Origin of the sequence: Nocardioides sp. (assembly GCF_030149505.1) — a bacterium.
Taxonomy (GTDB): domain Bacteria; phylum Actinomycetota; class Actinomycetes; order Propionibacteriales; family Nocardioidaceae; genus Nocardioides.
The window spans coordinates 35,864-54,366 of sequence record NZ_JASBRN010000077.1 but is presented as its reverse complement, the minus strand read 5'-3'; the positions used below and the strand labels follow the sequence as shown (position 1 = coordinate 54,366).

The 18,503-nt window shown below is 72.9% G+C and carries 19 protein-coding genes and 1 tRNA gene; 12 read left to right on the top strand and 8 right to left on the bottom strand.

What is annotated here, in order from left to right; all coding sequences use genetic code 11:
- The first annotated feature begins 43 nt into the window (after positions 1–43).
- The 5 genes from Q1V71_RS17625 (at position 44) to Q1V71_RS17605 (ending at position 4,166) form a co-directional block, all read left to right on the top strand.
- A complete protein-coding gene (locus tag Q1V71_RS17625; protein ID WP_300645507.1) occupies positions 44–466 on the top strand; it encodes a YbaB/EbfC family nucleoid-associated protein in 423 nt (140 codons plus the stop codon).
- 9 nt (positions 467–475) lie between these two features.
- Positions 476–1,072 carry a recombination mediator RecR gene (gene recR, locus Q1V71_RS17620; protein ID WP_300645505.1) on the top strand — a complete coding sequence of 199 codons (597 nt, stop codon included), beginning with the start codon at positions 476–478 and terminating at the stop codon, positions 1,070–1,072.
- Positions 1,069–1,686, top strand: coding sequence for a DUF5063 domain-containing protein (locus Q1V71_RS17615; RefSeq protein ID WP_300645503.1), 618 nt, complete (start codon positions 1,069–1,071; stop codon positions 1,684–1,686). Before recR ends, Q1V71_RS17615 begins: the two co-directional genes overlap by 4 nt.
- Before the next feature lie 138 nt (positions 1,687–1,824).
- A complete protein-coding gene (locus Q1V71_RS17610; protein ID WP_300645501.1) occupies positions 1,825–3,099 on the top strand; it encodes an aspartate kinase in 1,275 nt (424 codons plus the stop codon).
- The gene (locus tag Q1V71_RS17605) at positions 3,096–4,166 is read left to right on the top strand and encodes an aspartate-semialdehyde dehydrogenase (protein ID WP_300645499.1); all 1,071 of its coding nucleotides are present in this window, start codon (positions 3,096–3,098) and stop codon (positions 4,164–4,166) included. Before Q1V71_RS17610 ends, Q1V71_RS17605 begins: the two co-directional genes overlap by 4 nt.
- 83 nt (positions 4,167–4,249) lie before the next feature.
- Here the strand turns inward: Q1V71_RS17605 and Q1V71_RS17600 are convergent, their stop codons facing one another.
- The 3 genes from Q1V71_RS17600 to Q1V71_RS17590 form a co-directional block, all read right to left on the bottom strand.
- Complete coding sequence (locus Q1V71_RS17600; RefSeq protein ID WP_300645497.1) at positions 4,250–5,230, bottom strand: hypothetical protein; 981 nt, start codon at positions 5,228–5,230, stop codon at positions 4,250–4,252.
- Between the two features lie 126 nt (positions 5,231–5,356).
- Positions 5,357–5,430, bottom strand: a tRNA-Pro gene (locus tag Q1V71_RS17595).
- Between the two features lie 61 nt (positions 5,431–5,491).
- The gene (locus Q1V71_RS17590) at positions 5,492–6,445 is read right to left on the bottom strand and encodes a metallophosphoesterase (protein ID WP_300645495.1); all 954 of its coding nucleotides are present in this window, start codon (positions 6,443–6,445) and stop codon (positions 5,492–5,494) included.
- A gap of 17 nt (positions 6,446–6,462) precedes the next feature.
- Here Q1V71_RS17590 and Q1V71_RS17585 point away from each other — a divergent pair, with 17 nt between their 5' ends.
- Positions 6,463–6,930 (top strand): GatB/YqeY domain-containing protein, encoded by a 468-nt coding sequence (locus tag Q1V71_RS17585; protein WP_300645493.1) that lies wholly within the window; start codon positions 6,463–6,465, stop codon positions 6,928–6,930.
- A gap of 143 nt (positions 6,931–7,073) precedes the next feature.
- Here Q1V71_RS17585 and Q1V71_RS17580 read toward each other — a convergent pair whose 3' ends face one another.
- On the bottom strand, positions 7,074–9,461 hold the full coding sequence (locus tag Q1V71_RS17580) for a transglycosylase domain-containing protein (protein WP_300645492.1): 2,388 nt from the start codon (positions 9,459–9,461) through the stop codon (positions 7,074–7,076).
- Positions 9,462–9,652: 191 nt separating this feature from the next.
- Here Q1V71_RS17580 and Q1V71_RS17575 point away from each other — a divergent pair, with 191 nt between their 5' ends.
- The gene (locus Q1V71_RS17575; RefSeq protein WP_367280162.1) at positions 9,653–9,961 is read left to right on the top strand and encodes a WhiB family transcriptional regulator; all 309 of its coding nucleotides are present in this window, start codon (positions 9,653–9,655) and stop codon (positions 9,959–9,961) included.
- Between the two features lie 93 nt (positions 9,962–10,054).
- On the opposite strand, the gene Q1V71_RS17570 is transcribed toward Q1V71_RS17575, so the two are convergent.
- Together Q1V71_RS17570 and Q1V71_RS17565 are read right to left on the bottom strand one after the other, a co-directional pair.
- A complete protein-coding gene (locus Q1V71_RS17570) occupies positions 10,055–11,284 on the bottom strand; it encodes an ArsA-related P-loop ATPase (RefSeq protein ID WP_300645490.1) in 1,230 nt (409 codons plus the stop codon).
- Positions 11,281–12,285, bottom strand: a complete 1,005-nt coding sequence (locus Q1V71_RS17565) for an ArsA-related P-loop ATPase (protein WP_300645489.1) — start codon at positions 12,283–12,285, stop codon at positions 11,281–11,283. Before Q1V71_RS17565 ends, Q1V71_RS17570 begins: the two co-directional genes overlap by 4 nt.
- Positions 12,286–12,393: 108 nt before the next feature.
- On the opposite strand from Q1V71_RS17565, the gene Q1V71_RS17560 reads away from it, so the two are divergent.
- The 5 genes from Q1V71_RS17560 (at position 12,394) to Q1V71_RS17540 (ending at position 16,508) form a co-directional block, all read left to right on the top strand.
- Positions 12,394–14,085: a BCCT family transporter gene (locus tag Q1V71_RS17560; RefSeq protein ID WP_300645488.1), complete on the top strand. Its 1,692-nt coding sequence runs from the start codon at positions 12,394–12,396 to the stop codon at positions 14,083–14,085.
- A gap of 119 nt (positions 14,086–14,204) precedes the next feature.
- A complete protein-coding gene (locus Q1V71_RS17555) occupies positions 14,205–14,372 on the top strand; it encodes a hypothetical protein (RefSeq protein ID WP_300645487.1) in 168 nt (55 codons plus the stop codon).
- Positions 14,373–14,380: 8 nt separating this feature from the next.
- Entirely contained in the window at positions 14,381–14,842 is a 462-nt protein-coding gene (locus tag Q1V71_RS17550; protein ID WP_300645579.1) for a RidA family protein, read from the top strand.
- The gene (locus Q1V71_RS17545) at positions 14,839–15,705 is read left to right on the top strand and encodes an NUDIX hydrolase (RefSeq protein WP_300645485.1); all 867 of its coding nucleotides are present in this window, start codon (positions 14,839–14,841) and stop codon (positions 15,703–15,705) included. The genes Q1V71_RS17550 and Q1V71_RS17545 overlap by 4 nt, the downstream gene beginning before the upstream one ends.
- The gene (locus Q1V71_RS17540; protein ID WP_300645483.1) at positions 15,705–16,508 is read left to right on the top strand and encodes an MBL fold metallo-hydrolase; all 804 of its coding nucleotides are present in this window, start codon (positions 15,705–15,707) and stop codon (positions 16,506–16,508) included. Before Q1V71_RS17545 ends, Q1V71_RS17540 begins: the two co-directional genes overlap by 1 nt.
- A 92-nt stretch (positions 16,509–16,600) precedes the next feature.
- Here Q1V71_RS17540 and Q1V71_RS17535 read toward each other — a convergent pair whose 3' ends face one another.
- The gene (locus Q1V71_RS17535; protein WP_300645482.1) at positions 16,601–17,992 is read right to left on the bottom strand and encodes a hypothetical protein; all 1,392 of its coding nucleotides are present in this window, start codon (positions 17,990–17,992) and stop codon (positions 16,601–16,603) included.
- On the bottom strand, positions 17,989–18,486 hold the full coding sequence (locus tag Q1V71_RS17530; protein WP_300645481.1) for a SigE family RNA polymerase sigma factor: 498 nt from the start codon (positions 18,484–18,486) through the stop codon (positions 17,989–17,991). The genes Q1V71_RS17535 and Q1V71_RS17530 overlap by 4 nt, the downstream gene beginning before the upstream one ends.
- Between the last annotated feature and the right edge of the window lie 17 nt (positions 18,487–18,503).

Here is an 18,503-nt window from a genome sequence, read left to right as displayed (position 1 = left end):
CCCGACCACCGCGCCCGACCCGCCAGCCACCCGAGGTGACCAGATGAGCCAGAACCCCTTCGACGCCCTGGGCGGCGGACTCGACATGAACGCCCTGCTCCAGCAGGCCCAGCAGATGCAGGAGCAGCTGACCCAGGCCCAGCAGCGCCTGGCCGAGACGGTCCTCGAGGGCACCGTCGCCGGGGGCGCCGTGACCGTGCGGGTCAACGGCACCGGCGAGCTGGTGGGTGTCGACATCCGCGCCGGCGGCTTCGACGGCAACGACGCCGACGACCTCGCCGACCTCGGCGACATGGTCGTGGCGGCCTACCGCGACGCCAAGTCCCAGGCCGACGCGGCTGCCGGAGAGGCCCTGGGCCCGTTGGCCGGCGGTCTCGGCGGCGGGGGCGGCGGGCTCGGCGACGTGCTCGGCGGAGCGCTGGGTGGTGGGGAGCCGGGCCAGGCGCCCGGCCGCCTCGGCTTCTAGCGGGCCCGCGTGTACGAAGGTGTCGTCCAGGACCTGATCGACGAGCTCGGTCGGCTCCCGGGCGTGGGCCCCAAGAGCGCCCAGCGCATCGCGTTCCACCTGCTCCAGGCCGACCCCGTCGACGTACGCCGCCTGGCCGACGTGCTCATCGAGGTCAAGGCCAAGGTGCAGTTCTGCACGATCTGCGGCAACGTCAGCGAGGACGAGCAGTGCCGCATCTGCCGCGACCCGCGCCGGGACCCGAGCGTGCTGTGCGTGGTCGAGGAGTACAAGGACGTCGTCGCGATCGAGCGCACCCGGGAGTACCGCGGTCGCTACCACGTCCTGGGCGGCGCGATCAGCCCGATCGACGGCATCGGTCCCGACCAGCTGCGGGTCCGCGAGCTCATGACGCGGCTGGCCGACGGCGCCGTCACCGAGGTCATCCTGGCCACGGATCCCAACCTCGAGGGCGAGGCCACGGCGACGTACCTCACCCGGATGCTCAAGGTGCTGGACTTGCGCGTCACGCGCCTGGCGAGTGGACTGCCCGTAGGCGGCGACCTGGAGTACGCCGACGAGGTGACCCTGGGCCGCGCGTTCGCGGGGAGGCGAGCAGCAGAATGAGCATCGAGAGCAGCACCACCCCCGGCGTCGCCGCGCCCGCCGCGGCCCTGGACGCCGACACGATGGAGTTCGCCCAGCAGATCGCCGACCAGGTCGCCAGCTTCCTGCTGGCCTTGCGCGCGATCGCCGAGGAGGAGGACGGCGGCCGGGCGATCTCCCTGCTGCTGCTCGAGATCAGCCAGGTGCTGCTCGCCGGTGCCCGGCTGGGCGCGCAGCAGGACTTCGTGCCCCGCGACGAGTACCAGCCCGATGTCGGTCCCGAGCCCGACCTGGACCGGATGCGCCTGCGGCTGGCCTCGATGCTCGACAACGTCGACACCTACAGCTTCGTCTTCGACCCCTACGTGCCCGAGGTGGTCGAGAGCCAGCTCTCCGACGACCTCACCGCGATCGCCACCGACCTCGACACCGGTCTGCGCCACTACCGCGCCGGGCACGTCAGCGAGGCGCTGTGGTGGTGGCAGTTCTCCTACGTCTCCAGCTGGGGCAACCTCGCCGGCGCCGCGCTCAACGCGCTGCTCTCCGTGGTCAGCCACGACCGCCTCGACGTGGACGTCGAGCTCGACGCCGACCAGGTGGTCGCGGCCGAGCAGATGCTCGCCGACGAGGGCTGAGCCCGGCCCCGGGACGCCCCCGTCCACGGCAGGAAAGTCCGACGGGTCGTCCCAGGCCCCGCCGGTAGACTCGGGGCTTCGACCAGGCGCGCCCGCGACGGGTGACCGCGCCGCACACGGGACGAGGGGACCAGAGCAGTGGGCATTGTCGTGCAGAAGTACGGCGGGTCGTCGGTGGCGGACGCCGACGGCATCAAGCGGGTGGCCCAGCGCATCGTCAACACCAAGAAGCAGGGCCACGAGGTGGTCGTGGTCGTCTCGGCGATGGGCGACACCACCGACGACCTGCGCGACCTCGCCGAGCAGGTCACCCCGCTGCCGCCGCCGCGCGAGCTGGACATGCTGCTCACCGCGGGTGAGCGGATCTCCATGGCCCTGCTGGCCATGGCCGTCAGCTCCCTGGGCCACGAGGCGCAGTCCTTCACCGGCTCCCAGGCCGGCGTGATCACCGACTCGGTGCACGGCAAGGCCAAGATCATCGACATCACCCCGGGCCGCATCCAGAGCGCCATCGACGAGGGCCACGTGGCGATCGTCGCGGGCTTCCAGGGCGTCTCCCAGGACACCAAGGACGTCACCACGCTCGGTCGCGGCGCCTCCGACACCACCGCGGTCGCGCTCGCCGCCGCCCTGGGCGCGGAGGTCTGCGAGATCTACACCGACGTCGCCGGCGTCTTCACCGCCGACCCGCGGATCGTGCCGGCCGCGCGCAAGCTCGACCGCGTCTCCCACGAGGAGATGCTCGAGATGGCCGCCTCCGGCGCCAAGATCCTGCACCTGCGCTGCGTCGAGTACGCACGCCGCTACGACGTGCCGATCCACGTGCGCACCTCGTTCGACACCATCGAGGGCACCTGGGTCCTCCCCGACACCGCTGAAGAAGGAGACACCGTGGAGCAGGCGATCATCGCGGGCGTGGCCCACGACCGGTCCGAGGCCAAGATCACCGTCGTCGGGGTCCCCGACAAGGTCGGCGAGGCCGCCCGCATCTTCGAGGTGCTGGCCGCGTCCGAGGTCAACATCGACATGGTCGTGCAGAACGTCTCCGCCGCGGCGACCGCGCGCACCGACATCTCCTTCACCCTGCCCCGCGAGGACGGCCAGGTCGCGATGGCGGCCCTGGCGAAGATCCAGGACGAGGTCGGCTACGACAAGCTGCTCTTCGACGACCGCGTCGGCAAGGTCTCCCTCATCGGCGCCGGCATGCGCAGCCACCCGGGCATCACCGCGAAGTTCTTCGCCGCCCTCGCGGCCGCCGGGGTCAACATCGAGATGATCTCCACCTCCGAGATCCGCATCTCGGTCATCGTCGACGAGGGCCAGATCGACACCGCGGTCCGCGCGACGCACACCGCGTTCGACCTGGACGCCGACGAGGTCGAGGCGGTCGTGTACGGCGGGACCGGCCGATGAGCGCGCCCGCCGGCGCCGGCGCCGGCCTGCGGATCGGCGTCGTCGGCGCCACCGGCCAGGTCGGTGTCGCCATGCGCCAGATCCTCGCCGAGCGGGACTTCCCGGTCGCCGAGATCCGCTTCTTCTCCTCCGCGCGCTCGGCCGGGAAGGTCCTGGACTACCGCGGCACCGAGGTCGTCGTGGAGGACGCCGAGACCGCCGACCCGACCGGGCTCGACATCGCACTGTTCTCCGCCGGTGCCACCGCGTCCCGGGCGCTCGTGCCGCGTTTCGTCGAGGCCGGCGTCATCGTCGTCGACAACTCCTCGGCCTTCCGCAAGGACCCCGCGATCCCGCTCGTCGTCTCCGAGGTCAACCCGGAGGCCGCGGCCGAGGTGATCGCCGCCGGGCGCGGCATCATCGCCAACCCCAACTGCACGACCATGGCTGCGATGCCGGTCCTCAAGCCGCTGCACGAGGAGGCCGGCCTGGTCCGGCTGGTCGCCTCGACGTACCAGGCCGTCTCCGGCTCCGGGATCGCCGGCGTCGAGGAGCTCGCCACCGGCATCGCCGCGGCCGGCGACAAGGCCCGCGAGCTCGCCTACGACGGGGAGGCCGTGGCCTTCCCCGAGCCCGGCGTCTACCAGCGCACCATCGCCCACAACGTGCTGCCGTTCGCGGGCAACCTGGTCGACGACGGGCTGAACGAGACCGACGAGGAGCAGAAGCTCCGCAACGAGTCGCGCAAGATCCTCGGCCTGCCGGACCTCAAGGTGTCCGGCATCTGCGTGCGGGTCCCGGTCTTCACCGGCCACTCGCTGGCGATCAACGCCGAGTTCGAGCGCCCGATCAGCCCCGAGCGCGCCACCGAGCTGCTCGCCGCGGCCCCCGGTGTCGAGCTCAGCGAGATCCCGACCCCGCTCCAGGCCGCCGGCAAGGACCCGTCGTACGTCGGTCGCATCCGCGCCGACGAGGGCGTCGACGGTGGTCGTGGGCTCGCGCTGTTCATCAGCAACGACAACCTGCGCAAGGGCGCCGCCCTCAACACGGTGCAGATCGCCGAGCTCGTGGCGGCCGCCCGGGCCTGACCCGATGTGCCCGACCCCGGGACGCCGAACGGGCAGGTCTCTCGTGCACGCTGCACGAAGGACCTGCCCGTTCGGCCGTTCGGTCAGGCGTCGGAGTCGACGACCTGGGTGGTCACCCAGTGCGAGAGCAGGAACATCGCGGCGGAGAGCAGCGGGATGACGATGATCATCCACCACTCCTCCAGCACGTCGACGAGGAAGAGCAGCGAGAGCACCGCCAGCAGGCCGACCGCGAGGAAGCTGGTGCTGGTCGGGTCGGGGACCCGGGCCAGGCGCAGCATCACGCCGCCCAGGACGACCATGCCGGCCATCACCAGGACCAGCAGCAGGAAGCCGGGGCCACCGCCGCAGCTGGAGACGCCGCGGACGCTCTCGCACAGGGCCAGCGAGCCGGCCGTCAGGACGACGACGAGCAGACCGACCACGAGCCCGGTGACGCCGGTGGCGACCCGTCCGTCGACGGTCAGCGTGGCCCGGGGTGCCCGGGTCGGTGCGGAGGCCTGCTCGGCGGCCACGGGCTCGGGGGCCGACTCGGCAGCGACCGGCGTCGGGGCCGGTGCGGGAGCGGGCGTCGGGGCAGGGGCGGGAGTCGGGACCGCGGCCGCCGGCGGGACGACCGGTCGGGCCGCTGCCGGGGGAGCGGCTGCCGCGGGGGGCAGCACCGTGGTGTCCTCGTCGGGCGAGGACGCGGCTGCCGCGGGCGGCTGGGCGGACGGCTCAGCAGACGGCCGGGCAGAGGGCGGGGCAGTCGACTGGGCGGACTGCGGGGTCGGCGGGGCAGTCGGCGGGGCAGTCGGCGGGGCAGTCGACTGGGCAGGCGGCGCGCTGTCGGCACGCGGCGTCGCGGGCTCGGCCTCGACGGGGGCCGCCTCGATCGGCGCGGCAGGGTCGACGGCCCGGTCAGGGGCTCGGTCAGGGGCAGGGGCGGCGGCCCGGTCGGCCGGGGGCGCCTGCTGCTCCGTGGCGGGGTCCGCGGCCGGCGTACGGCCCTTGCGCCGCTTGAGCAGCTTCCCGAGGCTGGGTGCCTCCAGCGAGGGCGCGTCAGGACGCTGGTCATCTCCCATGCGCCCGATCATGTCACGCACCTCGACGCCGCCGACGCGGCTTCCGGATGCGCCGGACGTGCGGTGCTCGAGAAGGGAGCAGGAAGCAGGGAGGGCCCGGATCCTCGACGGATCCGGGCCCCGCTGTCGGGCTGACAGGATTTGAACCTGCGGCCTCCTCGTCCCGAACGAGGCGCGCTACCAAGCTGCGCCACAGCCCGATCGGACCGCCCGGTGAGATGCCTCAGGGGCAGGTCCGCGTCGGAGCATAGCCGAGCGGGCTCAGCCCTCCCCAATCGGGACCAGGGTCAGCAGGACGGCCTCGGGGCGGCAGGCGATCCGGACCCGCGCGTACGGCGAGGTGCCCAGCCCGGCACCGACGTGCATCCACGTCGAGCCGGGGTCCCCGGGGCGGGAGTCCGCCGGGTGGCGGTGCACGCCGCGAGCCCGGGCGGGCTCGAGGTCGCAGTTGGTCGTGAGCGCCCGACCGCCCGGGAGGCAGACCTGCCCGCCGTGGGTGTGGCCGGCCAGCACGGCGTCGTAGCCGTCGCGCGCGAAGGCGTCGAGCACCCGCAGGTACGGCGCGTGCGTGACCGCCAGGCGCAGGTCGGCGCCGCGGTCGGCCGGTCCGGCGACGTCCTCGAGCCGGTCGTAGCCCAGGTGCGGGTCGTCGACCCCGGCGAGCGCGACGTCGAGGTCGCCCACCCGCAGCCGGTCGCGGGTGTTGGTGAGGTCCAGCCAGCCGGCGTCGGTGAAGGTGCGCGACAGCTCGCGCCACGGCAGCGCAGGCACGTCGGTGTGCCGCTTCCCGTCGTCGGGCAGCAGGTACCGGAAGGGGTTGCGGAAGCTGGGCTCGAAGTAGTCGTTGCTGCCGTGGACGAAGACGCCCGGGACGTCCAGCAACGGCCCGAGCGCGTCTCGCACCACCGGGACCGCGCCGCGGTGCGCCAGGTTGTCCCCGGTGTCGACGACCAGGTCGAGCGTCGGGGCGAGTCCTCCGAGGCCGGCCAGCCACTCCCGCTTGGCGCGCTGGCCCGGGGTGAGGTGCAGGTCGGTCAGGTGCAGCACCCGCAGCGGGCGAGCGCCCACCGGGAGCACCGGCAGCGTCCGCTCGCGCAGCACGTAGCGCCGCGCCTCCCACCCGGCGTACGCCGTCGTCGCCAGGCCCGCGGCGAGTCCGCCGACCGCGACCCCGGCGAGGGCGCGGGGGAGCGGGTCATCCTGGGTGAGCGGCACCCGGCCAGGCTGCCACAATGGCGCCCATGAGCCTCAAGGACCGTCTGCGCGCCGACCTGACCACCGCCATGAAGGCGCGCGACGAGCTGCGCTCCTCGACGCTGCGCATGGTGCTCTCCGCCGTGACCAACGCCGAGGTCGCCGGCAAGAGCGCCAAGGTCCTCACCGACGACGAGGTCGTCGCGGTGCTCACCACCGAGGCCAAGAAGCGTCGCGAGGCCGCGGTCGCCTTCGCCGAGGGAGGCCGTGCCGAGAGCGCTGAGAAGGAGCGCGCCGAGGCCGCGGTCATCGCCGACTACCTGCCCGAGCAGCTCACGGAGGCCGAGGTGGCCGACATCGTCGCCGCGGCCATCGAGTCGACGGGTGCGGCCGCCGAGGGCATGAAGGCCATGGGCAAGGTGATGGGCGTGGTCACGCCCCAGGTCAAGGGTCGCGCCGACGGTGGCGCCGTCGCGGCAGAGATACGCCGCCAGCTCGGCGCCTGAGCGCACCTGCCCCGGTCCCGGGCGACCCGCTGGGGCGCCGGGTCTCGTGGCTCGTGGCTGACGCTCCTCGTGCCTCGACCAGCGGTCGCACGCTCGAACGGGCGCCGAGTCACGCTCGAACGAGTGCCGAGTGGGCGCCGGGGTCAGCGCCGGCCGTTGCCGTTCCCGTTGCCCCGGCCGTTGTTGCCGTTGCCGTTGCCGTTGCCGTTGCCGCTGCTGTCGTCACCACGGTCGCCGCCGCCGCCACCACCACCACCCTGCGGTCGCGGGGCCCGGCCGGTGGACTGGTAGATCGTCACGGTCGAGCCGGAGGGCACGATCGCGCCGGTGCCCGGGCTGGAGTAGGCGACCAGGCCCTCCGCGACGGCGCTGTCGACGTACCCGCCGTAGGAGACGGTGAAGCCGGCGGCCTCGAGCTGCTGGGTGGCCGACTCCACGGACACCCCGGAGACCCCCGGGACGGTGGTCGGCACGCCGGCGATGTCGGAGGCGCTGGGGGCCACGAAGGCGGTGTCGGGCAGCTGGCCCTGGATCGCGCGCATCGCGGTGCCCCAGATGGGGGCCGCGAAGCCGGAGCCCGAGGCCGAGGAGATGAAGTTCGGTCCGACCGTCTGGCCGGTGAGGCTGACCGGGGTGCCGGACTGGTTGGCGCCGGCGATCATCGCGGCCGCGGCCATGTTGGGGGTGTAGCCCACGAACCACACCGACTTGCCGTCCTGGGTGGTTCCGGTCTTGCCCGCCGAGGGCTGCTCGAGCGCCCAGGCGCTGGCGAAGCCGCCCTCGATGACGCCGCGGAGCACGTCGTTGACGGCGTCAGCGGTGGAGTTCTGCATCACCTGGCGGCACTTGGCGGGGTACTCCTTGAGCGTGTTGCCCGCCATGTCCTCGATCGCGGTGACCGGGCGCGAGGTGCAGTGCAGGCCGCGCGCGGCGAAGGTCGCGTAGGCCTCGGCCATCTCCAGCGGGCTCACGCTCGCGACGCCGAGGGCGAAGGAGGGCACCATCCACTTGTCGCGGTCGTCGAGACCGACGACGCCCATCTGCTTGGCGAGCTTGTAGGGCTCGCACAGACCGGTCTGCTGCGACAGGGCGATGTAGAAGGTGTTCACCGACTGCTGGGTGCCGGTGTAGAGGTTGAAGGTGCCCTCGCCGGTGGAGTTGGTGACCGGGTAGTCCTGCGTCGAGGCGTAGTTCTGCCCGTCGCAGACCGGGAACTCGTTCTGCTGGAAGGTCCGGGCCTGGGGCGAGGCGATGGAGGTGCTGAGCGGGATGCCCTGCTCCACCGCCGCCGCCAGGACGAACGCCTTGAACGTCGAGCCGGGCTGGAAGCCGCCGGAGTCGCCGTACTTCCGTGGCACGGTGTAGTTGAGGTAGGTCTGGCCGGCCTCGCGGTCCGCGCCCATCGGGCGGGACTGGGCCAGGGCGCGGACCTCGCCGGTGCCGGGCTCGACCATCGCGAGCGCGCCTATCGCAGTGTCGCGGGGGTAGACCCGCTCCCGGACGGAGGTGTCGGCGGCGCGCTGGTAGTCCAGGTCCAGGGTGGTGCGGATGGTCAGGCCGCCGGTGTTGAGCAGCTGGCGGCGCGACTTCTTGTTGGGCCCGAGCGCGTCGTCCTTGAGCAGGTACTGGATGACGTAGTCGCAGAAGAACGGGGCCGCGGAGAAGACGCAGCCGTTGGAGAAGCGCTGCACGTCGAGGCCCAGCGGCTTCTTCTGGAGCCGGTCGACCCGTTTGCTGTTGAGGACGCCCACGGCGCCGAGGCGCTGCAGCACGACGTTGCGGCGGGTCAGGGCGCGCTCCGGGTTGTCGGTGGGGTCGTAGCCCTCGGGGTTGCGCACGAGCCCGGCCAGCGTGGCCGACTGGAGCAGGTTGAGCTTGCTCGCGTTGGTGTTGAAGAAGTGCTTGGCCGCGGACTGGATGCCGTAGGCGCCGTCGCCGAAGTAGACGGTGTTGAGGTAGCGCTCGAGGATCCAGTCCTTGGAGTGCTCCTTCTCCAGGGCGATCGCGTAGCGCAGCTCGCGCAGCTTGCGCGCGTAGGTGTCGTCGAGCGCGGCGGCCTGCTCCTCCTCCGTGGTGGCCTGGAGGACGAGGGTCTGCTTGACCAGCTGCTGGGTGATCGAGGAGCCACCCTGCACGGTGCCGGAGTTGGCGGCGTTGGTGATGAAGGCCCGCAGCGTGCCCTGGATGTCCAGGGCGCCGTGCTCGTAGAACCGCGCGTCCTCCACGGCCACGATCGCCTTGACCATCTTGCGCGACACCTGCGTGAGCGGCACCTCGACCCGGTTCTGGTCGAAGAGCGTCGCCAGGACGTTGCCGTCGGCGTCGAGGATGGTCGTGCGCTGGGCCAGCTGCTCGGTCTCGAGCTCCTCGGGCAGGTTGTCCATCGTCGCAGCCACGTTGCGCGCCCCCACGCCGACCACGCCGGCGAAGGGGATGGCCAGGCCGGCGACGAGGACGCCCAGGACCGCCGAGACCACGACCATCACCCCGAGGTGGGAGAGGACGCGGGAGGTCGTGCGAGGGTCCGACATGGCCCCCAGCGTACGGGAGGGCCCTTTACACCCCGGATCGGTGCGGGGCACCCCGGACTAGTCATTTCGGACCATGCGCATTGGGCTGAACGTGTCTGCCCCCACACAGCCGTGGCCCTTAACTTTGTGGCAGGGACATGGGGGCAGGCGTCATGGGGACGCGTTACCTGCTCCTCGACAGATGTGGGGACATCATGTGGGTTGAGGACTGGACTCCGCGCGCCGCGTGCAAGTCGGCGTCGCCGGATCAGCTGTTCGTCAGGGGAGCGGAGCAGAACAAGGCCAAGCAGGTCTGCCAGGGCTGCCCGGTGCGCACCGAGTGCCTCGCCGAGGCGCTCGACAACCAGATCGAGTGGGGCGTCTGGGGCGGCATGACCGAGCGGGAGCGCCGCGCGCTGCTGCGTCGTCGGCCGACCGCCTCGTGGCGCCAGGTCCTGGAGAGCGCCCGCACCCGGACGCAGACGACCGCCGCGACCGAGAAGGTCTCGCACCCGGCCTGAGCCGGGTCCTGCCCGACCCGCCCACCGGCGTACGCCGTGGAGCGGGTGCGGGTGCAGTGCGTCCGTGACCAGCGGCTGGTCCGCGGGCGTCGCTCAGCCGTCGGCGAGCAGCTCGCCGACCCGGCGCAGCCCGCCGAGGCCGTGCCCGTCGCGGGCCAGCGCCGGCACCACCGCGGTGGGGACACCCGGGTGCCCGGCCTCGAAGCGCGCCCGCAGCTGCGCCTCGCGCGCCAGCGTCGTCATCCGGTCCGCGTGCAGTCGCAGCAGCCCGGCCGTCAGCGTGGGGTCACCCGGCCCGTCCGCGGGCGCGTCCCCGGCGGCCTCGAGCCGCTGCACGGCGGCGCTCGCCTCCTCGGCGGACAGCTTCCCACGCGGCTGCGGGCCGGCGCGGTTGACCACGAGCCCGGCCAGGGGCATCCGGTCGCCCTCGAGCCGCTCGACGAAGTACGCCGCCTCGCGCAGCGCGTCCGGCTCGGGCGCGGCCACGACGACGAACGCCGTGGACGGGTCCTGCAGCAGCGCGTAGGTCTTCTGCGCGCGCACGCGGAACCCGCCGAAGACGGTGTCGATCGCCGCGACGAAGGTCTGCAGGTCGGTCAGCACCTGGGCGCCGAGCACCTTGGTCAGCGCCCCGGTGACGAGGCCGAGGCCGGCGGTCATCAGCCGGGCCGGACCCTTGGCGGGCGCGAGCATCAGTCGGATGAAGCGGCCGTCGAGGAAGCTGGAGAGCCGCTCGGGTGCGTCGAGGAAGTCCAGCGCCGAGCGCGAGGGTGGGGTGTCGACGACGATCAGGTCGTAGGTGCCGCGCTCCTGGGCGTCGGCGTGGATCTGCCCCAGCTTCTCCATCGCCATGTACTCCTGCGTCCCGGCGAAGGAGGTCGAGAGCACGATGTAGAAGGGGTTCTCGAGGATCTGCTTGGCCTTCTCGGGCGAGGCCTGGCTGAGGACGACCTCGTCGAAGGTCGACTTCATGTCCAGCATCATCGCGTCCAGGCTGCCGCCGGCGGCCGGGTCGATCCCGGCCACGGGGCGCGGGGTGTTGTCGAGGGCCTCGATGCCCATCGACTGCGCCAGCCGGCGGGCGGGGTCGATGGTGAGGACGACGACCTTGCGGCCGCGCTCGGCCGCACGCAGCGCCAGTGCCGCGGAGGTGGTGGTCTTGCCGACGCCTCCGGAGCCGCAGCACACGATGATCCCGGTGGCGGGGTCGTCGATGAGGGCGTCGACGTCCAGGCGGGTGGTCGTGCCGGGGTGGGCGGCCAGCGGGCCCACCCGGCCCTTGCCGCGGGTCGTCGCGCGGCCGGCTCCCTGCGTCGTGCTCATCCCAGCCCCTGGTCGCGCATCGTGGCGGCGAGGTCGTAGAGCGCACCCATGTCGATGCCGCCCGCCAGCCGCTCCAGCTCGTACGTCGGCACGCCCATCTGCTGCACGAGGGCCCGCTGGGACTCCTCGAGCGCCCGTCGCTCGGCGTGGTCGCGCGCCTCGGCGGCCAGCCCGTCGACCAGGGCCTTGGTCGTGCTCACGCCCACCCGCTCCAGGTCGGCCCGGACGGCCTCCTTGTCCAGCTTCCCCGCACCCGCGAGCGCGAGGGTCTCGTCCGGGAGCGCGCGGGGGCGGACCAGGTTGACCACCACCCCGCCCACGGGCAGCCCGGCGGCGCGCAGCTCGGCGATGCCGTCGGCGGTCTCCTGCACGGGCATCTCCTCCAGCACGGTCACCAGGTGCACGGCGGTGCGGGGGGAGCGGAAGAGCGTCATCATCGTGTCGGCCTGCGACTTGATCGGGCCGACCTTGGCCAGCCCGGCGAGCTCGTCGCTGACGTTGAGGAACTGCACGATCCGGCCGGTCGGCGGCGCGTCGAGCACGACCGCGTCGTACTCGATGGCGCCCTTGTTGCGGCTGTTGCGCTGCACCGCCTCGAAGACCTTGCCGGTGAGCAGCACGTCGCGGACGCCGGGGGCGATGGTCGTGGCGAACTCGACGACCCCGAAGCGGTCCAACGCCTTCCCGGCACGGCCGAGGCGGTAGTACATCGCGAGGTACTCCAGCAGCGCGGACTCCGGGTCGATGTGCAGCGCGTGCACGGTGCCCGGCGGCTTCCCGTCGGGGCCCCGGAGGCCCGTGGCGATCCGCGTCTCGGCGTACGGCAGGGGGTCGACGTCGAACATCCGCGCGAGGCCCTGGCGACCCTCGACCTCGCAGACCAGGACGTTCTTGCCGTGGGAGGCCAAGGCCAGGGCGAGGGACGCGGCCACGGTCGTCTTGCCCGTGCCGCCCTTGCCCGTGACCACGTGCAGCCGCACGCGCGGCCAGTCGCTGCTCACGAGCGAACCCTAGCCACCCACCTGGAGGGGTGGTGCAGCCCACGTGTGCGCCGCGCGACAGCGGGCACGATCCCCGACGGCCTGTACGACACCCCCACAGGAGACGTCATGACCACCACCGCACCATCCCCCCGCTCCAGCGACAGCCCGGACGGCCCCGACGCGCCGCCCGGCTCGGGCCCAGGAGGTGGTCGCGGCCGGTTCCGCATGGCGGCGCCGCGGGTGTTCATCCCCTCCGCGGCGCTGCTGCTCGTCTTCGTGGCGCTGGCTGCCATCTTCCCGACGGGCATGTCGGAGCTGCTGGCGAGTGCCAACGAGACCGTGGTGCAGGACCTCGGCTGGTTCTACGTCGCCGTGGTGACCGGCTTCGTGGGCTTCGCCCTGTGGGCGGCGCTCTCCCCGATGGGTGACATCGTCCTGGGCAGGGACGACGAGGACCCGGAGTTCGGGCTGGGTTCGTGGTTCGCGATGCTCTTCGCCGCCGGCATGGGCATCGGCCTCGTCTACTGGGGCGTCGCCGAGCCGCTCAACCACTACGCCACGCCGCCGCCGGGCTCGGCCGCCGGTGACGCCGCCACCACGGCGCGCACCGCGCTCGACACGACCTTCCTGCACTGGGGCCTGCACGCGTGGGCGATCTACGTCGTGGTCGGCCTGGCCATCGCGTACGCCGTGCACCGCAAGGGTCGGCCGATCTCGATCCGCTACGCGCTGGAGCCGCTCTTCGGCAAGCGCATCCTCGGCTTCTGGGGCGACGTCGTCGACGTCATCGCCATCCTCGGCACGCTCTTCGGTGTCGCCACCTCGCTCGGCTTCGGCGTGACCCAGCTCGGGTCCGGCCTGTCCTTCCTGGGCGTCGTCGACGAGGCCGGCACCCCGCTCCTGGTCGTGCTGGTCGTCGCCATCACCGCGATCGCCCTGGCCTCGGTGCTCTCCGGCGTCGACAAGGGCATCAAGCTGCTGTCCAACCTCAACATGGGATTGGCCGGCGTCTTCCTGCTCCTCGTGCTGGTGCTGGGTCCCACGGTCTTCCTGCTGAGCGACTTCGTCACCCAGATCGGCTCCTACCTGCAGAACTTCCTGCGGATGTCCTTCAACGTGCGCCCCTTCCAGGGCGAGGACGGTGCGAGCTGGCTGTCGGGCTGGACCACCTACTACTGGGGCTGGTGGATGAGCTGGGCGCCGTTCGTCGGCGTCTTCATCGCGCGCATCTCCCGCGGCCGGACCGTGCGGCAGTTCGTGCTCGGCGTGATGCTGGTGCCGACCCTGGTGACCTTCCTGTGGTTCTCGGTGCTCGGTGGTTCCGCGCTCTACCGCGAGATGTTCGGCGAGGGCGGTCTGGTCGTCGACGGTGCGGTCAACACCGACACCGCGCTCTTCGAGCTGCTCTCCGGCCTGCCGCTCGGCACGGTCCTCAGCGTCGTGGCGCTCGTCCTCATCGTCGTCTTCTTCGTCACCAGCTCCGACTCCGGCTCCTTCGTCGTCGACATGCTGGCCGAGGGCGGTGACCTGGACCCGCCGCGCTGGAGCCGTGCCTTCTGGGCGGTGATGGAGGGTGTCGTCGCCGCGGTGCTCCTCGTCGTCGGCGCCGGTGGACTGGCTGCCCTGCAGACCATGTCGATCCTGGTCGCGCTGCCGTTCAGCATCGTGATGGTGCTGATGGTCGTGGCCACCACGAAGGCGCTGCTGGCCGAGCACCGCTGGTACCAGAAGCGTCGCCGCCAGTGGTTCGCCCAGCAGGTGGCCGAGGAGGTCACCGAGGAGCTGCGCAAGGATCCCTCGCTGCGCGTCGAGCGCTGATCCGGCGCGGCACCCCCCGGCGTACGACGGCCGGCACCGGTCCCCGGTGCCGGCCGTCGCGCGTCTCCCACCGACGCGGCCCTGTCGAGGTGGTCGCGGTGGTGAGTAGGGTCGGCGCCATGACGACGTGGGAGTACCAGGTGGCGCCGATTCCGCTCCACAACGAGGCACTGATGCTCAACAACTTCGGCCAGGACGGCTGGGAGCTGGTGACCATCCAGACCAACGCCCAGGGCGGGCTGATCGCCTTCTTGAAGCGGCCTTCCCAGGGATCGGGCGGAGCGTGACCGCGGCGATGACCCCGGAGGAGCGGCTGGCCGAGCTGGGGCTGGCCGTCCCCGAGGTCGCCAAGCCGGTCGCGGCGTACGTCCCGGCGGTCCGCTCGGGCAATCACGTCTACACCTCCGGCCAGCTGCCGGTGCGCTCCGGCGAGCTGATCATCGCCGGCAAGGTCGGCGGGGAGGTCACGGCCGAGGAGGCCTACGCCTGCGCCCAGCAGTGCGTGCTCAACGCGATCGCGGCGATCAAGGCCGAGGTCGGCGAGCTGTCCCGGGTCCGCCGGATCGTGAAGGTCGTGGCGTTCGTGGCCTCAACACCCGACTTCACCGGCCAGCCCGGCGTCGCCAACGGCGCCTCGGAGCTGCTCGGCCAGGTCTTCGGCGACGCGGGCGTGCACGCGCGCTCGGCCGTGGGCGTCCCGGTGCTGCCGCTCGACGCGCCCGTCGAGGTCGAGCTGCTCGTCGAGGTCGACGCGTGAGGATCCCGCTGCCGCCGGTGCCGTTGCCGGAGGCTGTGGTCGACGTGGCCCGGGAGTACGACGACGGCACCCGCACCGCGGCCGAGCCGCGCGACGCGGCGACCGTGATCCTGCTGCGCGACTCCCCGGCCGGCCCCGAGGCCTACTACCTGCGCCGCCAGCTCTCCATGGACTTCGCCGGCGGCATGGCGGTCTTCCCCGGCGGCGGCGTGGACCCCCGCGACGTCGAGCTCGAGGACGAGCACTGGGCCGGACCGTCAGCGGCCGTCTGGGCCGAGCGCCTGGGGTGCTCGGAGTCGGAGGCACGGGCCCTGGTCTGCGCCGCCGTGCGCGAGACCTTCGAGGAGTCCGGTGTCCTGCTGGCGGGCACCTCGCCCGACGACGTCGTCGCCGACACCAGCGGGAAGGACTGGGAGGCGGACCGGGTCGCCCTCGAGGGCCGCGAGACCTCGCTGACCGAGGTCCTGGACCGCCGCGGGCTGGTGCTGCGCACCGACCTGCTCGGCGCCTGGGACGCCTGGCTGACGCCGGTCTTCGAGCCCAAGCGCTACCGCACGTGGTTCTTCGTCGCCCGGCTGCCCGAGGGGCAGCTGACCCGCGACGTGTCCTCGGAGTCCTCCTCGGTCACCTGGCTGCCCGCGGCGGTGGCCGCCGACCAGGCCGACTCCGGCGACCTGGCGATGATGCCGCCGACCTACCTGGTCTCCATGGAGGTCGGCACGTACGCCGACACCGACGCCGTCCTCGCGGCCGCGACCGACCGGCGGCTGGAGATGTTCTGCCCCGCGGTCGAGCCGCTCGACGACGGCTGGACGCTGTCGATGCCCGACCGGCTGCGGCCGATCCTGGCGGCGCGGCGCTGATGTCCTGGGCCGGCGGGTCCTTCGGCGAGCGCGGGCGGTGCGTGCTCGCCCCGAACCCGAACATCATGACGCTGGACGGCACCAACTCCTGGGTGCTGCGCGAGCCCGGCGGGCGGCGCTCGGTCGTCGTCGACCCGGGTCCCTCGGACCCCGGGCACCTCGCCGCCCTCGCGGAGGCGGCCGGGGGCCGGGGCAACGTGGGTGCCGTGCTCCTCACGCACCACCACGCCGACCACTCCGAGGCCGCCCGGGAGTTCGCGGAGGCGGTCGGCTGCGGCGTACGAGCCCTGGACCCGGGGTACCGCCTGGGCTCCGAGGGCCTCGCCGATGGTGACGTCGTGGCCGTCGACGGCCTGGAGGTCCACGTGGTCGGGACGCCCGGCCACACCGCCGACTCGCTGTCGTTCCTGCTGCCCGCCGACCGGGTCGTGCTGACCGGCGACACGGTGCTCGGCCGCGGCACCACCGTCGTCGCGCACCCCGACGGCCAGCTCGGCGCCTACCTCGACTCCCTCGACCGGCTGCACGCCCTCGCCGAGCGCGAGGAGGCCACCGCCGTCTGGCCCGGCCACGGCCCGGTCATCGACGACGCGCTGGCCGCCCTCACCTACTACCGCGACCACCGCCAGGCCCGGCTCGACCAGGTCGAGGCCGCCCTCGGCCAGCTCGAGGACGAGCAGCTCGGCGAGGACGCGCTGCCACGCCGCGTCGTCGAGGTCGTGTACGCCGACGTCGACCCCGTCCTCTGGGGTGCCGCCGAGCTCTCCGTCCGCGCGCAGCTGGCGTACCTGCAGGGTCGCTGAGCCAACCGTCGTACCCAGACGGTCATAGCGGGACCGCGGCCGGGTCCTCCACGCCTGGCCGAGCGGAGGACAGGCCTGTTGTGACCGTCTGGCTACGCGCGTCGTCGGAGCAGCAGCCCGAGACCCAGCAGCAGGAGCACGAGCAGTGCTCCGCCACCGAGCGTCGCCACCCACCGCTCCTCGCTCCACGGCCAGTCGGGGTCGGGGCGCTCGACCGTCGGCCGGTCGAGGGTGACCAGGTCGATCGCGACGCTGGGGGTGCCCACCGCGCTGTCCACGACCCCGACGTCCACGCTCGTGCCGTCCTCGGCGTCGACCGGCACGACCGAGAGGATCCCGTCGGAGCCCTCGTCGTCGTCACGCAGCACGAGCACGTGCTCGTCGTCGATCCAACCGAGCGCGGACACCTGCCACGGGCGGTCGTCGGGCATCCCCTCGGCAGCGACCGTGGGTCGACGGTCGCCGAGCTCCAGGGTGACCAGGTCGTACCCGTCGTACGTGCTCAGGGCCAGGATCGAGCCGTCGGGGGAGAGAGCGGCGCCGGGGGCGACGTCGGCGGTCCCGGGCACTCGCCTCACGGTGCTCGGCACGCAGAACGTGTCGAACCGCGAGGTCGGGGGGCAGCTGGCGAAGGTCGTGACCCGGCCGGAGTCGAGTGCGTAACCGAATCCCTCGTCCGACACGGCGATCGCTCCGCTGCCGGCCACCTCGAGCTCGACGACGGGTCCGGTCACCTCGTCGCTGAGGACCCCGGCCACCGGGTCGTTGCCACCGATCGAGGAGGTGGTCCACTCCCTTGGCCGACTGCCGCGCCACCCGAGCCACTCGCTCGAGCGTGACCACGTCAGCTGCGACACCACGACCGGGCCGGACGAGGACAGCGGACGATCCCACGCGAGCTCCCCGGTGACGAGGTCGACGACCCGGATGCCTGTCAGCGAGACGGCGTCGGTGATCCGGCCGTAGCCGTAGGCCAGCAGTCGGCCGTCCGGGGACAACGCGACCGGCTGCCAGTCCGACCCGTGTTGCGACCGGGCCAGCACGTTCGCGCTCACCACGTCCGGCAGGTCGAGGAGGTGGTGCTCGCCGGTCTCGGCGTCGATGACGACGGGCAGGCCGCCAGGGGTCACCCAGGCCGCGGCGGCCGGACCGACGGCCAGGTCGGAGCGGACCTCGTCCCGGATCCACTCCCCGGTCTCGATGTCCTGGTCCGACATCCGCTCCGGTGGCGCGTGGAGGTGGTCCGGCAGACCCAGGCCGGCGCCGGGACCGGCAGGGGACACCGGGCGGTCGGCACCTGGCAGCAGCCCCGGGCCGACGAGGACGCCGGCCACCACGGCTGCCGCAGCCACGATCACCGCACCGGCCTTGGTGCGCCGGCGACGGCGGCCGCGCTGCCAGGTGTCGGCGGGGACGACCACGTGCGGGGCGTGCTCGGCCTCCCGCTCGAGCAGGTCGCGCAGGGAGTCGGGGGAGGGGCTCATGCGGGGTCCTCCACGAACTCGGCCAGGTGGGGCGCGACGCGGCGCAGCCGGTCGAAGGCCTGGCGGGTGGTGGACTTCACCGAGCCGCGGCTGATGCCGAGCACGTCGGCGACCTGGTGCTCGGTGAGGTCCTCGAAGAAGCGCAGCACCAGCACCTGGCGCTGCCGCGTGGTCAGCAGCGCCAGCGCGTCGCGGACGCTCAGGGCGACGTCGAGGTCGGGGACGCGGTCGGCGGCGTCGTACCCCTCGATGGTGTGCTCGCGCACGCCGCGACGACGTCGCCACCAGGAGACCTGCTGGTGGTACATCGTGCGCCGGACGTAGGCCTCGGGCGAGGTGTGGATGCGCTGCCAGTGCTCGGCGGCCTTGAGCAGCGCGGACTGCACGAGGTCCTCGGCGAGGTGGGCGTCGCCGGTGAGCAGGTACGCCGTCCGGGCGAGCGCGGCCGTGCGGGCGGCGACGAACGCCTCGAAGCCCACCCGGTCGTTGCTCACCGCCCCACCCTCACACC